The organism is Chlorobiota bacterium (assembly GCA_016710285.1).
Classification (GTDB): domain Bacteria; phylum Bacteroidota; class Ignavibacteria; order OLB7; family OLB7; genus OLB7.
In genome coordinates, this window is sequence record JADJXR010000001.1 from 1273513 (window position 1) to 1294277 (window position 20765).

General features: G+C 58.8%; 15 protein-coding genes. 4 read left to right on the top strand and 11 right to left on the bottom strand.

Going from position 1 to position 20765, the window contains the following annotated elements; translation table 11 throughout:
* Positions 1-166: 166 nt before the first annotated feature.
* From IPM61_04465 to IPM61_04500, 8 genes are all read right to left on the bottom strand, one after another.
* Positions 167-3541 carry a choice-of-anchor D domain-containing protein gene (locus tag IPM61_04465; GenBank protein ID MBK8910563.1) on the bottom strand — a complete coding sequence of 1125 codons (3375 nt, stop codon included), beginning with the start codon at positions 3539-3541 and terminating at the stop codon, positions 167-169.
* A gap of 327 nt (positions 3542-3868) precedes the next feature.
* A complete protein-coding gene (locus tag IPM61_04470) occupies positions 3869-5314 on the bottom strand; it encodes a hypothetical protein (GenBank protein MBK8910564.1) in 1446 nt (481 codons plus the stop codon).
* A gap of 177 nt (positions 5315-5491) precedes the next feature.
* Positions 5492-7648 (bottom strand): OmpA family protein, encoded by a 2157-nt coding sequence (locus IPM61_04475; GenBank protein ID MBK8910565.1) that lies wholly within the window; start codon positions 7646-7648, stop codon positions 5492-5494.
* 91 nt (positions 7649-7739) lie between these two features.
* Complete coding sequence (locus IPM61_04480; GenBank protein MBK8910566.1) at positions 7740-9680, bottom strand: choice-of-anchor D domain-containing protein; 1941 nt, start codon at positions 9678-9680, stop codon at positions 7740-7742.
* Positions 9681-11615: 1935 nt separating this feature from the next.
* Positions 11616-12155, bottom strand: a complete 540-nt coding sequence (locus IPM61_04485) for a hypothetical protein (GenBank protein ID MBK8910567.1) — start codon at positions 12153-12155, stop codon at positions 11616-11618.
* Between the two features lie 195 nt (positions 12156-12350).
* Positions 12351-13322, bottom strand: coding sequence for a hypothetical protein (locus IPM61_04490; GenBank protein MBK8910568.1), 972 nt, complete (start codon positions 13320-13322; stop codon positions 12351-12353).
* A 124-nt stretch (positions 13323-13446) separates the two neighbouring features.
* Entirely contained in the window at positions 13447-14970 is a 1524-nt protein-coding gene (locus IPM61_04495) for a phosphatase PAP2 family protein (protein MBK8910569.1), read from the bottom strand.
* Between the two features lie 130 nt (positions 14971-15100).
* A complete protein-coding gene (locus IPM61_04500; GenBank protein ID MBK8910570.1) occupies positions 15101-16033 on the bottom strand; it encodes a hypothetical protein in 933 nt (310 codons plus the stop codon).
* Between the two features lie 225 nt (positions 16034-16258).
* On the opposite strand from IPM61_04500, the gene purN reads away from it, so the two are divergent.
* The 4 genes from purN to IPM61_04520 all read left to right on the top strand — a co-directional run bounded on the left by purN (position 16259) and on the right by IPM61_04520 (position 18341).
* Positions 16259-16882 (top strand): phosphoribosylglycinamide formyltransferase, encoded by a 624-nt coding sequence (gene purN, locus IPM61_04505; GenBank protein MBK8910571.1) that lies wholly within the window; start codon positions 16259-16261, stop codon positions 16880-16882.
* 100 nt (positions 16883-16982) lie between these two features.
* A complete protein-coding gene (gene queF, locus IPM61_04510) occupies positions 16983-17390 on the top strand; it encodes an NADPH-dependent 7-cyano-7-deazaguanine reductase QueF (protein MBK8910572.1) in 408 nt (135 codons plus the stop codon).
* A gap of 20 nt (positions 17391-17410) precedes the next feature.
* Positions 17411-17842 carry a 6-carboxytetrahydropterin synthase QueD gene (gene queD / locus IPM61_04515; GenBank protein MBK8910573.1) on the top strand — a complete coding sequence of 144 codons (432 nt, stop codon included), beginning with the start codon at positions 17411-17413 and terminating at the stop codon, positions 17840-17842.
* A 76-nt stretch (positions 17843-17918) separates the two neighbouring features.
* Complete coding sequence (locus tag IPM61_04520; GenBank protein MBK8910574.1) at positions 17919-18341, top strand: hypothetical protein; 423 nt, start codon at positions 17919-17921, stop codon at positions 18339-18341.
* Between the two features lie 150 nt (positions 18342-18491).
* On the opposite strand, the gene IPM61_04525 is transcribed toward IPM61_04520, so the two are convergent.
* From IPM61_04525 to IPM61_04535, 3 genes are all read right to left on the bottom strand, one after another.
* A complete protein-coding gene (locus IPM61_04525; GenBank protein MBK8910575.1) occupies positions 18492-19058 on the bottom strand; it encodes a peptidylprolyl isomerase in 567 nt (188 codons plus the stop codon).
* Positions 19059-19190: 132 nt separating this feature from the next.
* The gene (locus IPM61_04530; GenBank protein MBK8910576.1) at positions 19191-19841 is read right to left on the bottom strand and encodes a peptidylprolyl isomerase; all 651 of its coding nucleotides are present in this window, start codon (positions 19839-19841) and stop codon (positions 19191-19193) included.
* A gap of 119 nt (positions 19842-19960) precedes the next feature.
* On the bottom strand, positions 19961-20719 hold the full coding sequence (locus IPM61_04535; GenBank protein MBK8910577.1) for a peptidylprolyl isomerase: 759 nt from the start codon (positions 20717-20719) through the stop codon (positions 19961-19963).
* Positions 20720-20765 lie beyond the last annotated feature (46 nt).

Sequence of the window (20765 nt, forward strand, 5' to 3'; positions counted from 1 at the left end):
GAATGTTCCCCATGCTGCTCCATCATGGTTCTATCAACTTGGCGCGAAATCTACCGCGACGCACGCAGATGCCAAAGAGGCAATTGCAGGAAAGCAAAAAAATGCTGCCCAGCACCGCGATGAATACGGATGCTGGGCAGCATTTGCTTGCGGCGGCCAACGGAATTTACCGGAGCAACATCAGCCGCAGGATGCTTCGCTGGGTTGGGGTGGTCAGCACTGCGTAGTAGATGCCGCTTGGCTGGCGGCCTGCGTCCCAAGTGGCAACGTGCGGTTGCGTGGGGAGTTGTTCCCGGTCCAGCAATGCCGCAACGCGCCGCCCGTACAGGTCAAAGATTTCCAGCGATGTTGCCCCATCCTCCACCGTCTCGAAATGGATATCGGTTGAAGGATTGAACGGGTTTGGCGCGGCCATCTTGATGCCGAACGCGCCGCTCACTTTCACGATTCGGTTTCCGCCAATGGCGCAATATCCATCCAGCAGGAACGCGCCGTTGCTTCCGGTGGCGGTGGCCTTCCCGTCGCTGAAGAACAGGGTGTCGAACGTAATCGGCGTGACGGTTGCGTTCCCCAACGCCACCACAACATCAAGGAATCCAAGCGTGTCGGGGGCGGTTGTTGGCATTGGGTTGTTGGCAAGGCTGAACGTCACCACCCGGTCGCTTCCGCTAAGGGTGTTGGCGATGATTCTTCCAATGGTTGTTGCTTCCCCGGTGACGGCTTTTCCGCTGGCCACGCTCTCCCCTTTGCTTCGTGCGGCAACGGGATAGAGCATCGAGCCGTTGAACCGCACCGTTGCCTGCAGCGTGGTTGCCCCCGATGCTGAAAGATCGGAGCCACTGCTTAGCAGAATCGGAATCGCCACGCGGTCTCCCGGCGTTCCACGCACCGTGTCGGGAATGGTGATGGTGGCAATCCCCTGCGGAATCCGTTCGCCAATTCCGCGCAGCATCGCAATGCTGGTGTCGCTGCACGGCGCGTTTTGGATTAGCCACAGCGGAAGCTGGAAGGTTCCCGTGTCGGTGGGGGCAAACCGCACGGCCACCATCAAAGTTTCCCCAGGCTTCAGGGTTTGCGGTGGAACAAAACCGTTCACTTGGAACGGCGACGGAGCCACGATTCCGGCAACGGTGATGTCGCTGTTGGAACGATTCTGCACGGTGATGTTCCCATCCACAAACGCCCCAACGGCCACGTCGGCAATCCCGAAGTCGTAGGGGTCGGGGATTGCGACAAGCGCGGGACCAACCTCACCCTGCACCGCCACCTGGATCACCGGCTGCTTGGCATCGTTCGTGTAAATCGTGATCGTCCCCTGCTTCACCCCCGGGGTTGCTGCGCGGCTACGGACAAAGCGATATTGAATCTCCACTTTCTGCCCTGGCTTCACGGTCTGGTTCCACGTTTGGGTAAGCTGCTCGAAGACGTTCTCCGTGTTGTTGGTAAGCGTCACGCCGTTCAGCCCAAAGTCGGCAGTGCCGATATTCTCAACCGTCAGCGTCAGCGTGTCGTCGTCGCAGGGGATGTTGATGCCAAAATCCAGCGGGTTCGGCGTGACCCGCACCGCCGACTGAATCCCCTGGCCCGTGATTGGAACACACACGGTGTCAAGGCAGGGTGAGGTGACAATGAAGCAGTAATCGGCAGCGTACGGCTGCTCCGATAGCGGCGTGAAGATGACGCTGTCGGAGATGCTTAGCCCAGGGCCTAGCGTGATCGGGACGTTCGTCTTTCCCGTGGCAAAGCCCGACCCGGCGGCGGGCCGGATCATCGCCTGGCTGACCGTGACCGGAACGCTGCTGTTGTTGGTGAACCGGACGTAGCCACCGCTGGAAAATCCAACATTGGTTTGGCCGAAGGTGATGCCGGTAACGTCGTACTGCAGGTCCACCAGCTCCCCACGAAGCGCCACGCGGAACTCCCGTTTGCAGCGGTCATCCGTAAGGATCAGGGTATCGATATGGACCCCGGCGGCCGCGGTGTTGAAGGCAATGGGCACCAGGCGTTCGGTCCCTTTGGCAACGGAGATTGGCGGGGTGGTTCCCAGCGTGAAATATCGCCCATCGGCAAAGCGTGCGCGGATGGTTTCGTCGAAGTCACCAGTGTTGGCAATTCGGATGGTGTCCAGCTTCGGAATGGTGCATTTGAATGCCGCGCCAAAATCCAGCAGTGTGGGCGCGGCCCCCCCCTGTTTATCACGCAGCGCAATCCGCGACGACAACCGTTGCAGGGCAACCCCAATCCGCAGCGTCTGTTGCTGGGGGTCGGTGGCATCGGTGCGGATAATCACCACGTCGGTCCCTGAGGTCCCTGGCTGCCACGTCACGGTGAAGGTGATGGAATCGCCCGGCAGCAGATCGGTCCCGCCGTTGGCCGCCTGTGGCGTTACGGTAATCACCCCCGACTGTGTGGTGACGTTCAAAATCTTCACCGGAATTGTTCCCGGGTTGGAGAGCTTGAAGGTGTCCGTCACCGGAAGCGGAGGGTCCTGGCAGGTGTCCGATGCTATCAAGAATTGATCGCGCGAAAGGAGCAGTTTGGCGTTGATTACCTCACCAATCACTGGCACGCAGATCGTGTCGGGGCACTCCGTCCCGAAGATGATGCACAGGTTGCCAACGTACGGATAGCCCACAATGGTTGTTGGGCGGAAGGTGACGTTTCCGCCATTGGTTTGCAGCGGATCCAAGCTGGTTCCGGCCAGCGTTGTTGGGATGCTGAAGTCGTTGTTTGGCGGATCCAGATAGACCTTCGTGATGGTCCCGCGCGAGGTCCCGCGCCCGCGAATCGTGATGTTCTGCGGCGGCGATGTGGTGTTCAGCACCTCGCGGAACCGAAGCGTATCCAACGGGGGCTGGAACTCCAAACGGGTATCCACCCCTTCCCCGCGCAGCTTCACCAAAAGGGGGATGGTGCATTGGCCAACGCTAATCCGAACCGAGTCGTTGAACGTGCCGGCGGCATCGGGTTGGAAGCGTATCCGAACCCATTTTTTATCGGTCGGGGCATTCAGGTCCAGCGAGGTTGCGTCGGGGGCGGTAACGCTAAAACGGTTTGGCGCGCCAAGCACGGCGGGGATTCCCACAATCTGGTCATCCACATCCCCGATGAACGTCACCTCCACGCTATCTTCCTTCCATTGCCCGAAGCAGACCCTGCCGAAATCAAGCTGAGTTTTGTTCAGCGAAGCCTCGATCCGGCGGCGCGAGCCGGAAAGGGGGATGTCGGTGGGGCTTTTTCCGCCACGAGGGTCGTTGTTGTCAAGGCGCAGCGTTGCGGTCTTGTTCCCATACACTGCTGGGGCAAACCGGATCTGCATCTCCACACTGCTTCCAGGGGCAACGGTGAACCCGGTGTTGTAGGGTGGAAGGATGGTGAAGTCCGTTTGATTAGGGCCGAAGATGGAGGGGGTGACGGTCAGCGGCGCATCCCCTTCGTTGGTGACAACAAGGGTGTCTAGCAGAACCTCGGTGCAGACCACAAGGCCAATCGCCAGCTGCTGCTGGTCGGTTTTGATTTTTGGAATCAGCTGGATGTTCACGATGTCGGCAGCCGACTGAGAGAAGACCCATTGGGGATTCTGGTTGTACGGATCGGCGTTGACGGTGTACGCCCTGGACCGCGCAGACGTAAAAATTTCCCGTTGCCGAACCGGCCTGCAGCATCGCCAATGTTGGGGTGATGGACCACAGCCGCCCGTTGTAGCTGGGGGCCGGAAGCAATGTCCATTGCGCGTTGGGGTTATCGTTGCGGATATAGACGCGGATTTGGTCCGTGCCGTTCCGCGTTCCGGTAATGGCGCGTTCGCCAAGCCACATCGTGCTTAGCGTATCGGTGGTGGGACCAATGTAGGTGCTGGCAGAGTTGGTCACGGTAAGGCCGGTTGCAACAAAGCCATCGTAGCGTGCGCGCCCCTGCCCGCCGTTTCCGCCACCATTGGTTCCGTTCCCCCCTTTGGCGTCCCCCGTTCCCCCAAACGCCCCTTGAATTTTGGACCCCAACCCAATGTATCCTCCCGACCCGCCCCCTCCGCCGGGAGTGCTAGACGTGGCGCCCGTAGGATTGGTAGCGTTTGCGCCACGGGCAAAGATTGAGCCGGAGTTCGTGAGGATATCGTTGGCAACAGCCCCACCGCGCCGCCAGCGCCGCCACCTTCCCCTGCACAGCCGAAAGTCAGTGTCTGCGGATTGCCGCTGCCGCCACCCGACCCCCCCGCAACCGGAACGCCATACACGTTGCCGTGCGATTTGCCGGCATTGCTTGCTATCCCGCCAGCGGCCCCGGCCGTGCCGTAGCCACCGCCGCCACCCGCTTGTTGCTGAGCACCGGAACCTCCGCCACCATATTGGCCATTCACCAGGCCTTCGCAGGCTCCATCGCCCCCTTTTCCAAAGGGGTGCCCGGTTCCGCCGCCGGTTCCTTCGGGGCCGCCGCAATTGGATGCGTTGCCGCCCCCACCTTTTGCCCCGTTCAGCCCATTGCCGCTGGTTCCCGATGACTCACCAGGATTGTTGTTGTATTGGTTGCCACCAATGGCGTTATTCTGCCCGCCGCTGCCACCGCCGGTGTAGCCCTTTCCGCCATTGGTTCCGCTGTTGCCGCTTATTCCGTCGCAGACTTTTCCGCCGCCGCCGCCGCCGCCAGCGGCCCCGTCAAGCCCGCTGGCATCCAGCTTCAGGGTAGCGTCGAAATTGATGGCGATGTTCTTTTTGCTGATCAGAATCAACGGGAGGAATCCCTGGTTTCCCGGGGTGCCAGGGTCGGTGTCGGTGGTGCTGACGGTGAAGGTTCCGTTCCGCAGCGTAAGGGTTTGCACAATCATTGCGCCACGCTTGGAGCGGGTGCCGGCAGTGCCGCCGGAGCCTAGGGTGATAACGTTCGTAGGACTGCCAGCATCCAACACGCCGTTGCCGATTGCCCCCAAATTCTGCGGGCTAACAATCTCAAAATCCACGGTGCTGCTGCTTCCGCCAACCGTCACTTTCAGCTGGACGGTTCCGTTGGCAACGCCTGGCTTCACAAACACCTGCGTGGCAATCATCCGCCCTGACCAGCTTACCACGATTGGGCCAACCACAATTTTGGCAGCGTCGGCAGTCGTGTTTGGTTCAACGCGGACCGGATCGCCGGGATTGTTGGGATACAGGCCATCGGCACCGAAGTTCCCGCTTCCGGTTGTTGGGCCGATGATCTCCACATACGTGTTCATTCCCGGCGTGCCGATGTCGGGGATGATGTAGCTGATTTGCGGCTGGGCAATCGCCCCACTGCACACGGCTATCAGCATCAACAGAAGGAACGTCGGCGTTTTCATAGGCTCCACCAGTCGGTCAAATGTGTGTTCATCTATCTTGTTTGCGCAACCCTGCTGCCGTCCGGCGGAGTGGGGCGCGGCCCGCTCCCCGGCATGGCTGCCTCCATTTGCACCCCGCACCGCAGCTTGCGTAGCAGTGGACACGTGGGAAAGGGAGAAACCAACAGGCTCGGCGCATCACCCAATCCAAAGCCTGATGCAGCAGCCTGATGCAGCGGGAAGATTACCGGCTACCTCCGGCATCAATTGGGGTTGTGATGTTGATCTCCACCGTACGGCTGTAGAATCGTCCTTCGGGAAGGTTGTTGTCGAACAACTCCGTGTTTTCCCCCCGCCCATGGCGTTATCCTGCGGAATGCCAAGCGCTTTGGCCGATTGCTTGGCACGTGCGGCGGAGAGCTTCAGGTTGTGATCTTCATCCCCCAAGCGGTCCGTGTAGCCCACAACTTTCACGGTAGATTTTGGCGAGATTCGGTTCTTAATCATCTCGGCAATCCGGCGGCTTGCTGGCGACAGACCGGCTTGGTTGTACTCGAAGGTGATAAGGTTGAAGCGGTCGAACGCAAGGTCCTCCAGCCCTTCGGTACGCTTCCGTTGCAAGGTGACTTGATCCACCGGTATCAGTTTCCCCGATTGGCTCCGTTGGTCCTTCTGGTCCAGCACCACAAGGTTTGCCGCAACTGGGGAGCGGGTGATCGGGATGTCGCGCTGGCTTTCGGCGATGTTCCAATCTAGATACTCCGGCACGGGGCCTTCGCCGCTGAACTCCTTCAGCGTGCGCCCACTTTGCGTCACGGTCAGGGTCCATTCTTTCACCCCTGCTTCCGATTTCACTTCGGGCCGCAGCCGCACCACCAGCGGGTTGGTGGCGCGAAGCGTGTCGTTGGTGGTGACCGGTTCCAGCAAATCCTGGTCCCGTGTGGTGATCTCCACACGGCGGTTTTCGGCTTGGCCATCCAGCTCGTCGGAGTTGCTGGCGGTGGAGGGAAGGTTGCGCGACTCCACACGGATCCGGTCGGGGGCAATCCCCCAGCTTTTCGTCAAGTATTCTTTCACCCTTTCGGCGCGTGCTTTGGAAAGCGCGGTGTTCCCCGCTTCGGCATCGCGATTAGCGTTTGTTCCGGTTAGGGTGACGTTCATGCCGCTGTTCTGGCTCATCCGCAAGCCCAGCACGTTCAGCGATTGGTAATAGACCGCCAACGTCCCCCGGTTTATCAGCGAGTCCATGCTGAACCGCTGCGGGGCCTCCGATCCATACATCACATACCGGCTTGGAATCTCCGATGAATTTTCATCGAAGAAAATGTACGTCAGCAAGCTGTGCGATTGCGTGTTGATGAATTCCTCCACCCGCAGCCGTTCAAACGCACCCTCGCTTCCGTTGGAATCAAGCCCTGCAATGTTCAGCGTGCTGGCCAACGCAGGTGGCGGTGGCGGCGGCGGCGGTGGTGGCGGCGGCGGTGGCGGCGGCGGTGGCGGCGGCGGTGGCGGCGGCGGTGGCGGAAGCGGCAGTGAGTATTTCACCGACGCGCCAAGCCGCAGCTGGCTGATGCTCCAATCAAGGTCGCTTCGCAATCCCCCCAACCCCAGCGCATAGGCAAGCTCGGGGACCAGGAAGAGTGTGTTGCGGTTGTTCAGCGGAAGCTCGTAATCAACGCCCAACGCCAGCGCAAGCCGCAATCCCACGTTCTCCATATCGGCACTGACTTGGTTGCGGATGCGGGTTTCCCCTCCGTCGGCCCCCACAAATGCTGCGGTGGATGGATAGGCAAGCTGTTCTTGTTGGGTGAAGCTCTTGCCGATCATCATCCCGAACTCCGGCCCCAAACGGACCGTTAGCGGTTGGCCCTCAAGGGGGCGATAGCCGGCCCAAAGCGTGGCCCCAACCATCATCAGCGACGACTCCAAGCTGTACTCGCTGACCCCTTCAACAATGGTTCCATCGGCTTGGCGCACCGGGCCGATGTTGGCGGAGACCGTTTGGGTGATCCCCAACGTCTGCAGCCCGATCCTCCCGGAAATATCCAACTGCGGCGATAGTGGAAGCTCGTACAACCCGCCGACCCCAATCCCCAGCGAGGTCCCGCCGGTGAAGTTGGCGGCATCAAGGGGCATGCAGTTCGGAGCCTCGGGGATTCCCGCGAAGTTGGCACTGTGCAGGTTAAGGCCCAGGTTTGCAAACCCACCCACGCGGGATTGCATCCGCTGCATGGCAAGCGTGTCGGCAGGGGGCGCGTCATCCTCCTGCCCGGCAAGCTGCGCCACGGAAGGGGCGGCGGCAAACGCCAGGAGCGTTGCGGTACAGAAGAATCGCTGTATGAAATTGGAAATCATGAACGATTGGAAATCGGTTGTCGGGGGAACGGTTGCCACGGCTTGATTGGTTTGGTTATCGGCCTGCCGCAGCGCGTGAGAAAAAGCGCACTTACTTCGCCAGCACCAACCGGCGAATGCTCCGTTGGGTTGGCGTTATCAATTCGGCGTAGTACAGGCCGCTGGGGAATGCGCTTGCATCCCACAACCGGACATGAGCTTGCACCGGCAGATGCTCCCCATCAACAAGGGTTGCCACCCGCTCCCCTGCGGCGTTGTAGATGGCAAGCGTCGTCGCGCCACGCTCAACCGTCTCGAACACAATCTCGGTGGATGGATTGAACGGATTGGGGCTGATGGAGATGATACCGAACGCCCCCGACACTTTCAGCAAGCGATTGCTTCCGGCATCGCAGTATCCTTTCAGCGTGAACAGCCCGTCGGTTTGGGTGTTCTTCATCAAGGCATCGGCCCACCCCAGCGAATCAATGCGGAGCGTAGTCGTGGTGTTGTTCCCCAGCAGCACCGCAGTCTCTATCATCCCCAACGTGTCGGGGGCTGTTGGGACGGGGTTGTTGGTAAGCTCCAACGTCAGCAGCATATCATCCCCTTGCACTGTCCGGTTCAATATCCTTGCGGTGGTGATTGCCTCCTTCTTCCCGAACCTTCCGCTTCCATCGGCCAGCCGCAGCGGCTCCAGCATCGAGTGGTTGTAGCGTAGCCGCAGCCGCAAGGTGGTTGCGCCCACTTCCTCCAGCAGGTTAGAATTCTGCAGGATGATGGGGATCAGGATCGTATCGCCCGGCGCGCCGGTCAGGGTTGTGGGGATCACGATGTCGGAGAAACCGGCCACCGGCGGGCGGCCTTCCCCCGTCAGTGCCGTCAGGGTTGTATCAACGCAGACTCCGCCAAAGATCACCCGCAGCGTGTCGTTGTACACCAGCGTGTCGGGGGGGGTAAATTCCACCGTCAGGACCACCGTATCCCCGGGTCCAAGTTTGGAGGGGATTGGGGGAAGAACCGTGTACGGGGGGCGGATATCGAAGCGGTCAATCCGGACGGTGTCGGGTGAGTTGTTCACCAGCGTCACGGTGCGGGTTGGCGAAGGTGGAACCCCCGCCAGCGTCCGCCCAAAATCCACCAACGTTGGCGCGCTTACTGAGTAGCTGCGGCGGCGCGCCGTCAGCAGCACCTTGACGGTGTCCTGGCGGGCATCGTCCGACACCACATTCAGCGTTGCCGTGACAATGCCATCGGCAGGGGCGCGATCGGGGATGAAGCGGTACGCCACCAACAACGAATCTTTCGGCTGCAACAGATGCGGCTTCGTCACCGGGGTAACTTGTTCAAACGCCACCGCCCCGGGGTCCGATAGCACCAAATCAAGGATCTGCAACGGCAGGTTCCCCAAGTTCACAATGGCTACTTGCAGCGTGGTGTCGGTTTGGCAAGTGAAGCGGGTCCCGAAGTTCAGAACGCTTTGGCGAACGAAGATATCCGACTGCACACCGGACCCGTCCAACGGCACGCAGATCGTGTCAAGGCAGGGATTCTCGGTGACAAAGCAAAGCTCGGCACTGGAGGTTGTTGAGCCGGTGGGACGATAGAGTACGTCGAACGTGAAATCTTCGTTCGGCGCAAGCTCCAACGGGAATTGTGCTTTCGACGGGATCACGAACTCCGGCATTGGCGGGCGGATAAACGCATCCACCACCCGCATCTTTGTCTCCAACGGGGTGGCACTGGTGTTGATAAATGTGGAGGACCCGTAGCGGGTTTGCCCCACCACCGAAGGACCAAAATTGATCCCCGTGATCTGCTGCGAAACTTGATACCGCCGCCCCACCACTGCCACACGAATCACTTGGTCGCTGCAACTTCCATTTTGCAAGATGAGTGTGTCGCGGTACTCGCCCGGTGCTGGTGGGTCGAACAGTACCGCGATGGAGGTGTCGGCATTGCCAAGCAGAGGGTACGGGGGCGGAGGGGAGAGCTTGAACGCCGTCCCCTGGGCAAACCCGCCATTGACCACTGCCTGCAAAGGTGCCGGCATTTTTCAGCCGGAAGGTATCGGTTCGGGGGCCGCAACCGTAGGCGGTCCCGAAGTCAATCCCGGAAGGAACAACGCTGCTGTCGGGAAGCAGAAGTTTGATGACGGTGCTTTCCAACTTCAAGGTGATGTCAATCACCATCTGCCGTTTGGTGGAGTCGGGGTCATCCGTTGGCAGGGTGATTTTGGCAGTGGTTGCGCCAGGTTTGGTTGGCTCAATTTGGATTACCACCCGCAGCGAGTCCCCGGGCTGAAGAAGGCTGGCACTTAGCGGCTCCTTGACCGTCACGCGTCCGTTGTCGCTGCTGGCGGCCCCGACGTTTGCCGGATAGGTTCCGTAGTTGTACAGGTGGACCGTGTCGAAAATTTTCTCCACCGGTTCGGAGCAGGAATCGGCCGAGTGGGAAAGCTGGGCGCGGTCGAACAGTAGAAGCGGGGCAACCCCTTCCCCCTGGACCTTCACGCAGACGGTATCCAAGCACGTTCCGCCGCCGAAGACCACGCACATATATGCGCTGTCAATCTTCAGCAGCTTGGTGGGGCGGTAGCTGAAGCTGAACGATTCAACAAACGAGGGACCAAGCACCCGGCCAATAATCCCCATGGGAAGGATGAACTCCGAGGCATACGCTGGTGGGGTGATAAAAAGGTCAATAATCCTTCCGTTGGACCGCCCCCACTGTTGCAAGGTAACGGGCGTTTGGGCCGGGGGCCTTCCCACAGGAACTCTGCCGAAATTGACACTGCTTGCGGAGTTGAGGCGGGCATCAATGTCAATGGCGATTCCCCGAACGTTCACCCGAAGAATCAGATTGCACTGGCCCACCGGAATTTGAAGAACGTTGCTGAAGGTTCCTGGCTGGGTGGGGCTGAAAGCAACAACCACTTGCTGCGTATCCCTCTGTGACTTCAGGGCGCGGGATTCGGAAGTGCTATCGGGGCGGATAATTTGGAAGGTCTTGACATCTGCGCCGTTGCTTAGGGTGATCTGGCCGATGTTTCCATCAATCCCACCATCGTAAAACACTTGCAGGGTATCGTAGGCCACGGTGTTGGTGCAGATCTCCCCAAAATCAATTTCCGCGGTGTCCAGCGAAGCGGTATAAACTTTCAGCTCGCCAGAAAGGATGACCGTTCGTTGGGGATTACTGGGGTCGTTGCTGTTGATGGTTAAGGTGGCCGAACGCGACCCCAGCCCGGTTGGTTTTAACCGAATCACCACGTAGCCGCTATCCCCACGGCGGATGGTAAAGGAACCTGTTGGCCGGATAATGGTGAAATCCGAACCGCTTGGGGCCAGCGACGTGCTGCTGATCGTCAGGTCCGCATCGCCGGTGTTTTTCACCTTGACGGAGTCAACCAGAACGGAGTCGCACAGCACAAGGCCCAGCGCCTGCGAGGGGGGACCTCAATCCGCGGCCCGGCCATCAGGAATGTGGCAACGCCGAGGAAGCTGGCAAGAAATAGGAAGATTCGGTAGTACAGTCTCATGTATGGAGTCGGTTCGATTCGGCAGGAACGCTTGGGCGCAGTTGGTGCATCCTTAACCCTTGCAACGCGCAGCGGCAAAAAGGAGACCCCTTCCCACAACGTGCGCAATGATGACACCAGAACCGTGGGGGAGTTATCCTTCCCCGCATTGGGCCCGTTGCCGCAATAATCGGCGGGCAAAATAGCTAAAGTTTTCCAAGAAGGTGATTGGCGATTGGTAAGGAATGTGAAGCATTCGCCGCTGGTTTCCGCTCTCAATGGGAAGGAAGCGGACAGGGGGGATAAAGAATTGGCGGCATCCCAGCCGGGCACCGAAAACAGCAGAAATAAAACAACTGCACCGAAGCCGCCATACCACCATGCGGTGGCATGGCCCGGCAACAAACTTCAGTGCAGTTGAATCTTGTTTAGTAAAAACTCCCCGCTCCATCCCCCGCTCTATTTTGCTTACGGCCCTTTCATCGCCTCGACGGCCTCCACAATGGCGGCCAGGGCTTCTTCTTCCAACCTGCCGTTGGATTTCCAGTAGTGCCACTGGTTCGTGAATCGCGCCTCGTAACCGCTAAGCACCGCCAGCACCCGCACCGCCACGCGGTTCCCCTCGAACTGCTCGAACGTCACATTGATTTTCCCCCGTCCAACGGTCCATCCTGGCGAGCGGATGTACGGGACATCGCCATAGGCCGACATGACTTCATCGAAATCATCATCTTCGGTGGCGAATTTCTTGTAGGCTGTCTCGATCAGTTGCCGCTTTTTGCTGGAGTACGCCACCTCGTATCCCGCTTTCTCCAACCCTTGCTTGACGGCTTTGAAGATCACGTCGAAGTCGTTGGTGAATTCATATTCCAAGGCTGTTCCCATGGTGTCGGCAGCAACTTGGGGGTTGTCGGTGGATGGCTGCGGCGCGTCCCCTTCTTGGGCATACGCAATTGCGCAGCTAAGGAAAAACGCCATTCCAAAAAGCAGTCGTGCAAGTGTTTTCATGGCTATTGATGTCGGACGTTGTGAGAATTACCAGTGAGAATTTTCAGGAAGCCTTGATGCGGAGATCGGCTACGGTTCCCCCCCCTTCTTTCTCCTTCTGCTGAAACAGTTGGCCCCCATGACACCCCGCGCCAAACGGAGGTTTAGCGGCAAAAATACAATCGAGCCACAAAGTTTCATGGGATGGCCGGGGAGTTATGGCCGGGCAATGCCGTTGGCGGCAAGGGCGGCGCGGATCATCGCAAAGGTTAGCGGGACCATAATCTCGTGGTGCCCCGTGAAGGCAAAGCCGCGCCCGCCATCCTGGGTGGGGCGTTGAACAACATTCACCCGGGGGCGATAATGCTGGATCATGTCGAAGTTGGCCGTGGTAAAATGGAAGGCATCGGCCCCAAGATTCCGCGCAACGGTCAAGGCTTTCAGGAAGACCTCGGGAAGGATCACTGCCGATCCCACGTTCATCACCACGCCGCCGTTGCCAAGCTGGAACAGCTGGTGGCACAGGCCGCGGAAGTCGCGGAAGCTCAGCTCCCCCGTGGCTTCACCGCTCATCGTTGGCTGTTGGTGGACGATGTCGGTCCCAATGGCAGCATGAACCGTAATCGGGACCCCAAGCCGGACGCACGTGGCCATAATCGAGGGGCGTCCGGTGCCAGCATCCATCAGCTTTTCGCCCAATGCTTCCCCAAATCCGATCTCCCTATCCTCCCCTTCCCACGCCTGGCGGAGCGTTCCGTTGATGAACTCCCCCGTTTCCTTGGACATCCCGAACGTGCCGTCGGTGATGGTGGCGGCAACGTCTTCGGAGGTTTCCCCGAACAAGCAGCTTTCAGTGTCGTGGATTGCCGCAGCGGAGTTCATGGCCACCCCGGTTAGGATGCGGCGTTCTATCAGGTCGCACACCAGCGGGGCCAATCCCACTTTCACCACGTGGGCACCCATCATCAGGATAAACGGTTTGCCAAGCCGCACCGATTCGGCAGCGTGCCGCACGAACGCCTTCAGATCCCGCGCAACAAGGATGTCGGGCAACGTCTCGATGAATTGGTCGAAGGTCCCCCCGTCCGGCAGCGGCTGCGCCCACTCTTTTTCCGACACCTTGCTGTGGCGCCCGGCAATGGAGATTAGGGAGATGTTGGAAAGATCAGTTTTGTGATACCGTGACATGACGTTGTGAAGATACAACAAGGAGCGGTGGAGAAGGAACAGCCAGCAAAAAAACTGGGGCAACCGTAGGTGATACGATTGCCCCAGAAATGGAGTTGGAGATAGAGAGAGGGTGACGCAGCAATTACTGCGACGAGCCATCGGCACGGCCGCGTGCAATGGCAAACTGCCCCACGCGATTGCCACACGCCGCGCCCGAATCGTTATCGAAGTTATAATGGATGCCGCCATAAATCCGCGAGATTCCTGCTTCGGCAGCCATTGCCTCAAGCTCAGTTTTGTGATCGGGGAAGACATACCCCAACACCGTGGCCCCCGACATCGAGAACGTGGAGTGGCCCGAGGTGTACGATGGGAAGTTTGGAAGCCCGGTTGCTGTTTTGATTTCGGGATCCATCTGCGAAGGACGCGGGAACATGTAGAAGTACTTGGCATCCCAACAGTTAATGCCAGCATCCATCATTGCCGTGTTCAGCAGTGCCAAGGTGCGCGCGGCGCGAAGCTCGCTTTGGCCATGCTCGCGAATCAGGTCCTCGGCAATAATATTCCAGTGGCCTGGTGGGGTTGACGTCCCCCCGCCGTCGGCCCAGAAGTCGGAGATGCGCCATTGCTCGCGGCTACGGTCATCGCTGATATCGCGCAGTTGCTTCAGTGCCGCATTGAATTCTGGCGAGCCAAGCGCCGGTGGCGGTCCCGGGCGAATGGCCACGATGTCGGGAACATTCCAGGGCCTCACCTTCCCCCATTCTGGGGTCATGCCGCCGCGGAATGGTATCTCAAGGCTTTTCCATTTTGTGGGGTCGGTAAAGTTGGCAGCGTTGGTCCAGTAGGCAGCATCGCCGCCGGCTTTGTTTGCGTTGTCGGTTTTTGCGTAGGCCACGATTTGCGCAGCAACCACCCGCCCCAAGCTGTCGGCGGCGAGGATCTCGCTAGGAACATTTGCGCCTGCCCAGACCCGGGTATCCATGTGCGTCGCCGCCTGCGCTTCAATCTGGGCCGAGTCGCCAGGGAACAGGTACTTCAGCACTTCGGCAGAAGCGCGGGCAACCGCTGCATGCTCCGATGGATACGATGGCAGATCGCTCACTACCGTCACAATCTGCTTGATTCCAGCATCGGCATGGAACGGAGCACGGCGGCCAAATTTGAACTTGGCATTCCAGGAGCAGACCAACGCGTCATACTGCGCAACGCTAAGCAGCGCGTACGCACGCGAAGCAAACGGTGGGTGTGCAAAAGGCTTCATCGGGTTCGGCGCGGCACCCACCACCGGAGCCACGTTGTATTTGATCACCAGATTGCGAGCAACCTCATTCCAGCGAAGCACTGCGCCAGCACTCCAATATTTGATATCTGCCATCTGCTGCGAGGTCAGGGCCGATTGCAGCTGCTTGATCTCGTTGAGTTCCGCCTTGTACTTGTCGTCGGTGGAATCTAACGGAGCCATCATCGCAACCAGCGAATCGGCGTTGACCACGTAGGTTTTCCAAATTCCGCCGGTGACATCGTTGCTGGTGGGGACGAACGTCGGGTCCTCCGGCTGGCTAATGGTTTTGTCGCAGGAGGAAAGCAAGCTCATGCCAACCACCGCCGCCAGGCCAAGCCCAGCCGCAGCGCGGCGATGCAATCGTGAAAGTGTTGTATTCATAAGTCTGTTGTTGGTTAGTTGAAGTGTGATTGGTAATTATTGATCGGGAGAGTTTGATGAAGAAGCCCGCGCGTTGCGTATGGCCGCAACTGGGAGATCGGTTTTGCTCCATGCTTCCCCATTGTGCTTGCTACATCCCTCCCCACTGAGGAAGACCGTAGGAGACACTGCCAGAGATGCGCGTGGCTTTGCCAATGTTGATCCCATCCAAGATGGTCCCGAACCCAACCGACACGCCAAGGTTTTCCACCCAGGGAAGCCCGTAGTAAACGGTGGCGCCAAGTTTTGTGAACGACTGCTTATTGGTGGGGAAAGGGGCGGTTGGCCCGATGTTGGTTCCGCTTTGGGCGTTCTGGCGTTGCAGGTAGGCATCCACATAAAGCGGACCGGTGTAATAGCCAAGTTTCCCAATCACGTCCACAGCGTCCGGCACAGCCACGGTGAAGCCGCGGTCCAGGTCAACGTTCGAGCGGTGGATATAGCCCCCTTGCAGCGTTGCAAACCCGCCAAAGGTGGTGTTGTAATGGACCATCACGCGGCTGTCGAAGTTCGTTGAGTAGTGGCCGATAGCGATCGGGGCATCGGGGATGTAATCGCTGGCCGGCGTGGTGATGCTGCCGGCAGCAATCACCGAAAGGTCCCCCTCGGGAACCTCAAGCTGAAGCGGGCGAACTTTCACCGCCGCACCGAAATCTTGCAAACCCGCTTGCGAGGACCATGTCCCCGCGCTTGGTTTTGCCGAAACGTACGGGAGGCTAAGAACCACATCAATATAGTCGGTGATGCCACCGGCCACATACAGCCCAAAACTGGTGGTTGAAATTGTCCCCAGATTAGGCTCGGTTTTCAACGTGGTCCCGGCCCAAAACTCTTCGTAGCTCTCGGTGCTGAACCAAGCCGAAGCACTGGTGTTACCGGCACCACGCATGAAGCCATCAACGGCAACTTGGGCCGCTGCGGAACCAGCCCCAGCAAGGAGCAACGCTCCCAGAAGAAGCAAGGAAACGGCTGGATTTCGCCGAACAAAAAAGGCCTGCTCGGAAAGCCTTAGTAGATGCACCATAGTGATTATGAAAGGTTGAAAGGTTATGCTACCGGGCGGCAGCGGTTAAGTAGGCCTGCAAAGGTACTAGGTTGGATAGCCCCACCACAACACTTGTTTCAACAGTAAGTTCCCACAGGAATTCCGGCGTGGCAGATCGCACGTTTCCTGTAATTCTTCTTCTTGCTGGCTTCGATTCTTCCTGGGCGGTTGTATTTTTCGCGGCAATTCTATCAGCTTTCTCAGATGCGCCAACCAGTTCATATCGCGGTATTTGCTTCGGGGCGGGGGTCCAATTTTCAGGCGTTGCACCGGGCGTTGGTTGCTGCTGGCTCGCCAGGAACCATTGCCCTTTGCGTGAGCAACAACCCGAACCCCGGGGCCTTTGACATTGCCCGCCAGCATGGTATCCCCACCGCGCGGCTTTCCCCAACGATGTTCCCCGAAGCGGAACCGTACGAATCCGCGCTGGTTCAGCTGCTAACCGACCACGCTATCCAGATTATCGTCCTTGCCGGGTACATGCGGCGGCTTCCGTTGGCAGTGGTGCGGGGTTGGGAAGGGAAAATCTTGAACGTCCACCCCGCGCTCCTTCCCGATTTTGGCGGGCAAGGGATGTACGGAATGAACGTCCACCAAGCGGTGATTGCCGCCCGACGCACCGAAAGCGGAGCCACCGTCCACCTTGTTGATCAGGAGTACGACACCGGCGCGATCATCGCCCAAGAACGCGTCCCCGTGCTGCCAGACGACACCCCCGAAACCCTTGCCGCCCGGGTCCTGCAGGCCGAACATCACCTGCTCCCCCAAGTGGTGATGGAGATGGTGGAACGGGAATTGGAGAATGGCAATCGGCGGGGAACCGAATAGAAGAAAAAGGCTGCTTAAAGAAATTCATCCGGAGGCCGTGCGCGCGGGTTGCCAATTCCCAACGCGTTGCGCCGTTCCTGATTTCATATCAAACGAACCAATGGCTATGCTTGAAGTTTTTACCAACCCACGCCCCGAGCGGGAGTACACGATTGTGCACACCAACCCGGAGTTCACCTCGGTTTGCCCCATGACCGGGCTTCCCGATTTTGGGACGATCACCGTGGAGTATATCCCCGATGGGTTATGCGTGGAGCTGAAGTCGCTGAAGTACTACTACCTGGAGTACCGCAATCGCGGAATCTTTTACGAAGCTGCGACAAATCAAATTCTGGATGATCTTGTGGAAGCCTTGAAGCCGCAATGGATTCGGGTGACCGGCGCGTTCACCACCCGCGGCGGGCTGCACTCCACCGTTATCTGCGAACACCGCGCCGATGCCGAGCAAGGGAAAACCAAACGGAGCAAGGAAGCAAAAACCGCAGAGAAAAAAGGGAAGAAGAAATGAGCCAGAACGCCCAACAAACCGTGCGCGTTGCAAAGGAATTCCATTGGGAGATGGGGCACCGCCTGCCGTTCCACACCGGCGGTTGCCAAAATATCCACGGCCATTCCTACCGGTTATGGGTGGAGGTGGAAGGGACCACGGACCAGAACGGAATGGTGATGGATTACTTCGACCTGAAGCAGATGATCGAGCCGATTATTGCCCGCATTGACCACAGCTTTTTGTGCGACGAGCGCGACGACCTGATGCGGGGCTTCCTGGGCCAGACCGCGCTGAAGCACACGGTTGTTCCGTTCAACACCACTGCCGAAAATTTGGCGGCGTGGCTGCTGGATCTGATTGCCGAGCAACTGCACCCGCTTGCCAACATCACCGGCGTAACGGTCCGCCTGCATGAAACCGAACGGACGTACGCCGAACGCCGCCGGCAAATCCAACCCGTGAACCAGTAACCCCCGCGCCAAACGCGCGCCGCATCAACCTCTGTTCAACGCTCAACATTCCTCTCACCGATTCCCGACTACTGTTATGAATCAACGAATCACAACCCTTCTGCTATCGCTCCTGCTGCTTGCATCCGTTGGCTGCCGGAACGCCTCGCACCAAACCGCCGAGCAAGCCAGCACAACCGACTCCACCACCGGACCCGACAGCACCGCAAAAAAAGGGGACGATTCCGCACGGCGCGAGGCGCAATTGCTATCCCCCAAACGGCTTGACACGATGGCCTACGAGGATAGAGTGAGGAACCTGTATTCCGTCCAAAAAACGCGCATCCCCAAGCAGGTTATGGATAGCGCGATGAAGCTGAAGGACCCGAAGCAAATCAACAAGATTTTGGAAGGCTACATGAACCAGCAAGATTCCGAAATCCGCACCACCCTTGCCACCAAGCTGGGCATTAGCCTTGACTCCCTCAAGAAAATTCTGGAGTCCAAACCACGGAAGTGACGCGGGGGCGCGGGGGGCCGCCGCCAACCCAGAACAGCAGAAGCAATCGGCAAGGGAAAAAACGACTTCGGGTTCCATCGCCACCATTAGGCAATGGAACCCGAAGTCGTTTTGGATATGGCCTTCCCCCGAACGGGCGGGGAAGCATTGCTACATCGGCGTTGCCGTTACTTCAACAATCCGCACCGGAAGGCGGGGCACGCCGTGTTCCAAGTCCAATTTGGCAATCGCCTGAAGCACCTCCATCCCCGATGTCACCTTCCCGAAGATGGTGAACACCGGCTTCATCGGCTTCGGCAACTTGTTGTTGTCGGTCAGCATGATGAAGAACTGGCTGGTGTTGGAGTTCGGCGTGGGCCAGCGGTTGGCCATTGCCAGCGTCCCCTCCACATATCCACGCCGATAACTTGGGGTCATCGTGTTCAGTTCGTCCTCAAAATACCCGCCGTAGATGGACTCCCCGCCGCTTCCCCATTGTTGGCGTAGCGTGCTGTCCTTTGTTTTCGGGTCGCCCATCTGCACAATCGCCCCGGGGATAACGCGGTGCACAAGCTGCCCGTTGTAGAATCCACGGTTGGCCAACTCAACAAAATTCCGCACGGTTTTTGGCGCGTCCTTGCCGTACAGCTCCACCCCCACTTTCCCCATAGATGTCGTGATCGTCACCTTGTGGGTGGCCTCCGGTATCAGCAACGGCGATTGCTGCCCCCAAGCCATTGGCTGCGCTGCCAGCAGCAGCGAGGCTGCGGCCATTGTTGTTATCAAACTCCATTGCTTGCTCATCTCACACCTCGCGCTCCTGTTGTGTGTGTGTGGCCCACGGGATTGCGGCGTGGCAGCGGGATTCCGCTACTCCTCGGCCGCCTCAATGCTGATAATCTTGATTGGCTCGGCAGGCAGTTGGCCGGTCATGCCACCAAGTTTCACTCCTTCAATTTTGTGAGCAACTTCCATGCCGCTCCGGACAAATCCGAAGATGGTGTAGTTGTGCGGAAGCCGCTCCTTCACGTTGTTATCCAGCACAATAAAGAACTGGCTGGTGTTGGTGTTCTTGCCGGAGTTCGCCATTGCCAAGCAGCCTTCGCGGTAGCCAAGTTTGTAGCTTGGGGTTTGCGCGTTCAGCTCATCCTCGAACAAAATGTTTGGGTAGATGGAGTTCCCCCCGGTTCCCCATTCGCTTACCAGCGCGGGGTCCTTGGTCTTGGGGTCGCCGGCCTGGATAACAAACCCAGGCACAACCCGGTGGAACAGGATGTCCTTGTAGAAGCCTTTATTGGCCAGCCCCACAAAATTTCCCACTGCTTTTGGGGCATCCTTTCCGTACAGTTCAATCTCGATTGTTCCCATGGAAGTTTTCATCACCGCCGTGTGGGTCACTTCTGGCTGCGCTTCCGCGGATCCGCTGGTGGATGTGGTTGAGCTTCCCCCGCCGCATCCGGCAAGAAGCAGCCCCGCAGCAGCGGCGGCAAGGGCAAAGGAAGGAATCGTGAAGTTGGTCATGGTTGTTTTGTTGGAATAACTGCGTTGGAATATGCTCTGTTTTGTTGATGCCACGCAAGCCCTTTGCTTGCTCCTGCGGCAGCCCGATATACGTGAACTGTTGGCACGGCACCAACCCCTTATTTCACGGTTGCGCCGGTGGCAGGGGTCGCTGCCGTTGGGGGCGCGGAGGGTGGCGCAATGGCCACCACGCTGATGCTATCAATCCGCACGGGGTCCTTTGGGATGTCCACGCCGTTGGCAGCCAGCACAATGTTCTGGGCAACATCCATCCCCTTGCGGACCGCGCCGAAGATGGTATAACTGTAGGTCAGGCCGCTTCCGCCGCGGCCATCCAGCACAATAAAGAACTGGCTGCCGTTGGTGTTCGGGCCGTGGTTGGCCATTGCCAGCGTCCCGGTAACGTACCCGCGCCGCCCGCTTGGCGATGCAGGGTTCAGTTCGTCGGCAAACTCACCGCCGTAGATGCTTTCGCTTCCGGTTCCCCATTTGGCGTACTGCTTGGGGTCCTTGGATAGTGGGTCGCCCGCCTGGATCACAAACCCCGGAACCACGCGGTGGAACCCAATCCCATTGTAGAATTTTTTCTTCGATAATCCCACAAAATTCTCCACCGTTTTTGGGGCATCGTTGCCGTACAACTCCACCTCAATTTGCCCCAACCCTGTGTGGATGGTGGCGGTGTGGGTTGCCACCGGCCCGGCTTGGGCAGCGGTGTCGGTTGGGGTGGCCGCTGGTGGCGGCGGTGCTGGCGGCGCAAGCTGGGCCGTGTCGGAAAGATTGCCCGCACTGCCGGGGGCGGACCCGGGCTGGTCCTTTTTGCCGCATCCGGCAATCAGCAGAAGAAGAGCAAGGGGAAGGAAAAGTCGCTGTGACATTGCTTCGTGGTCAGTTAAAGAAAATGGAGTTCGTCATTCTTGATGC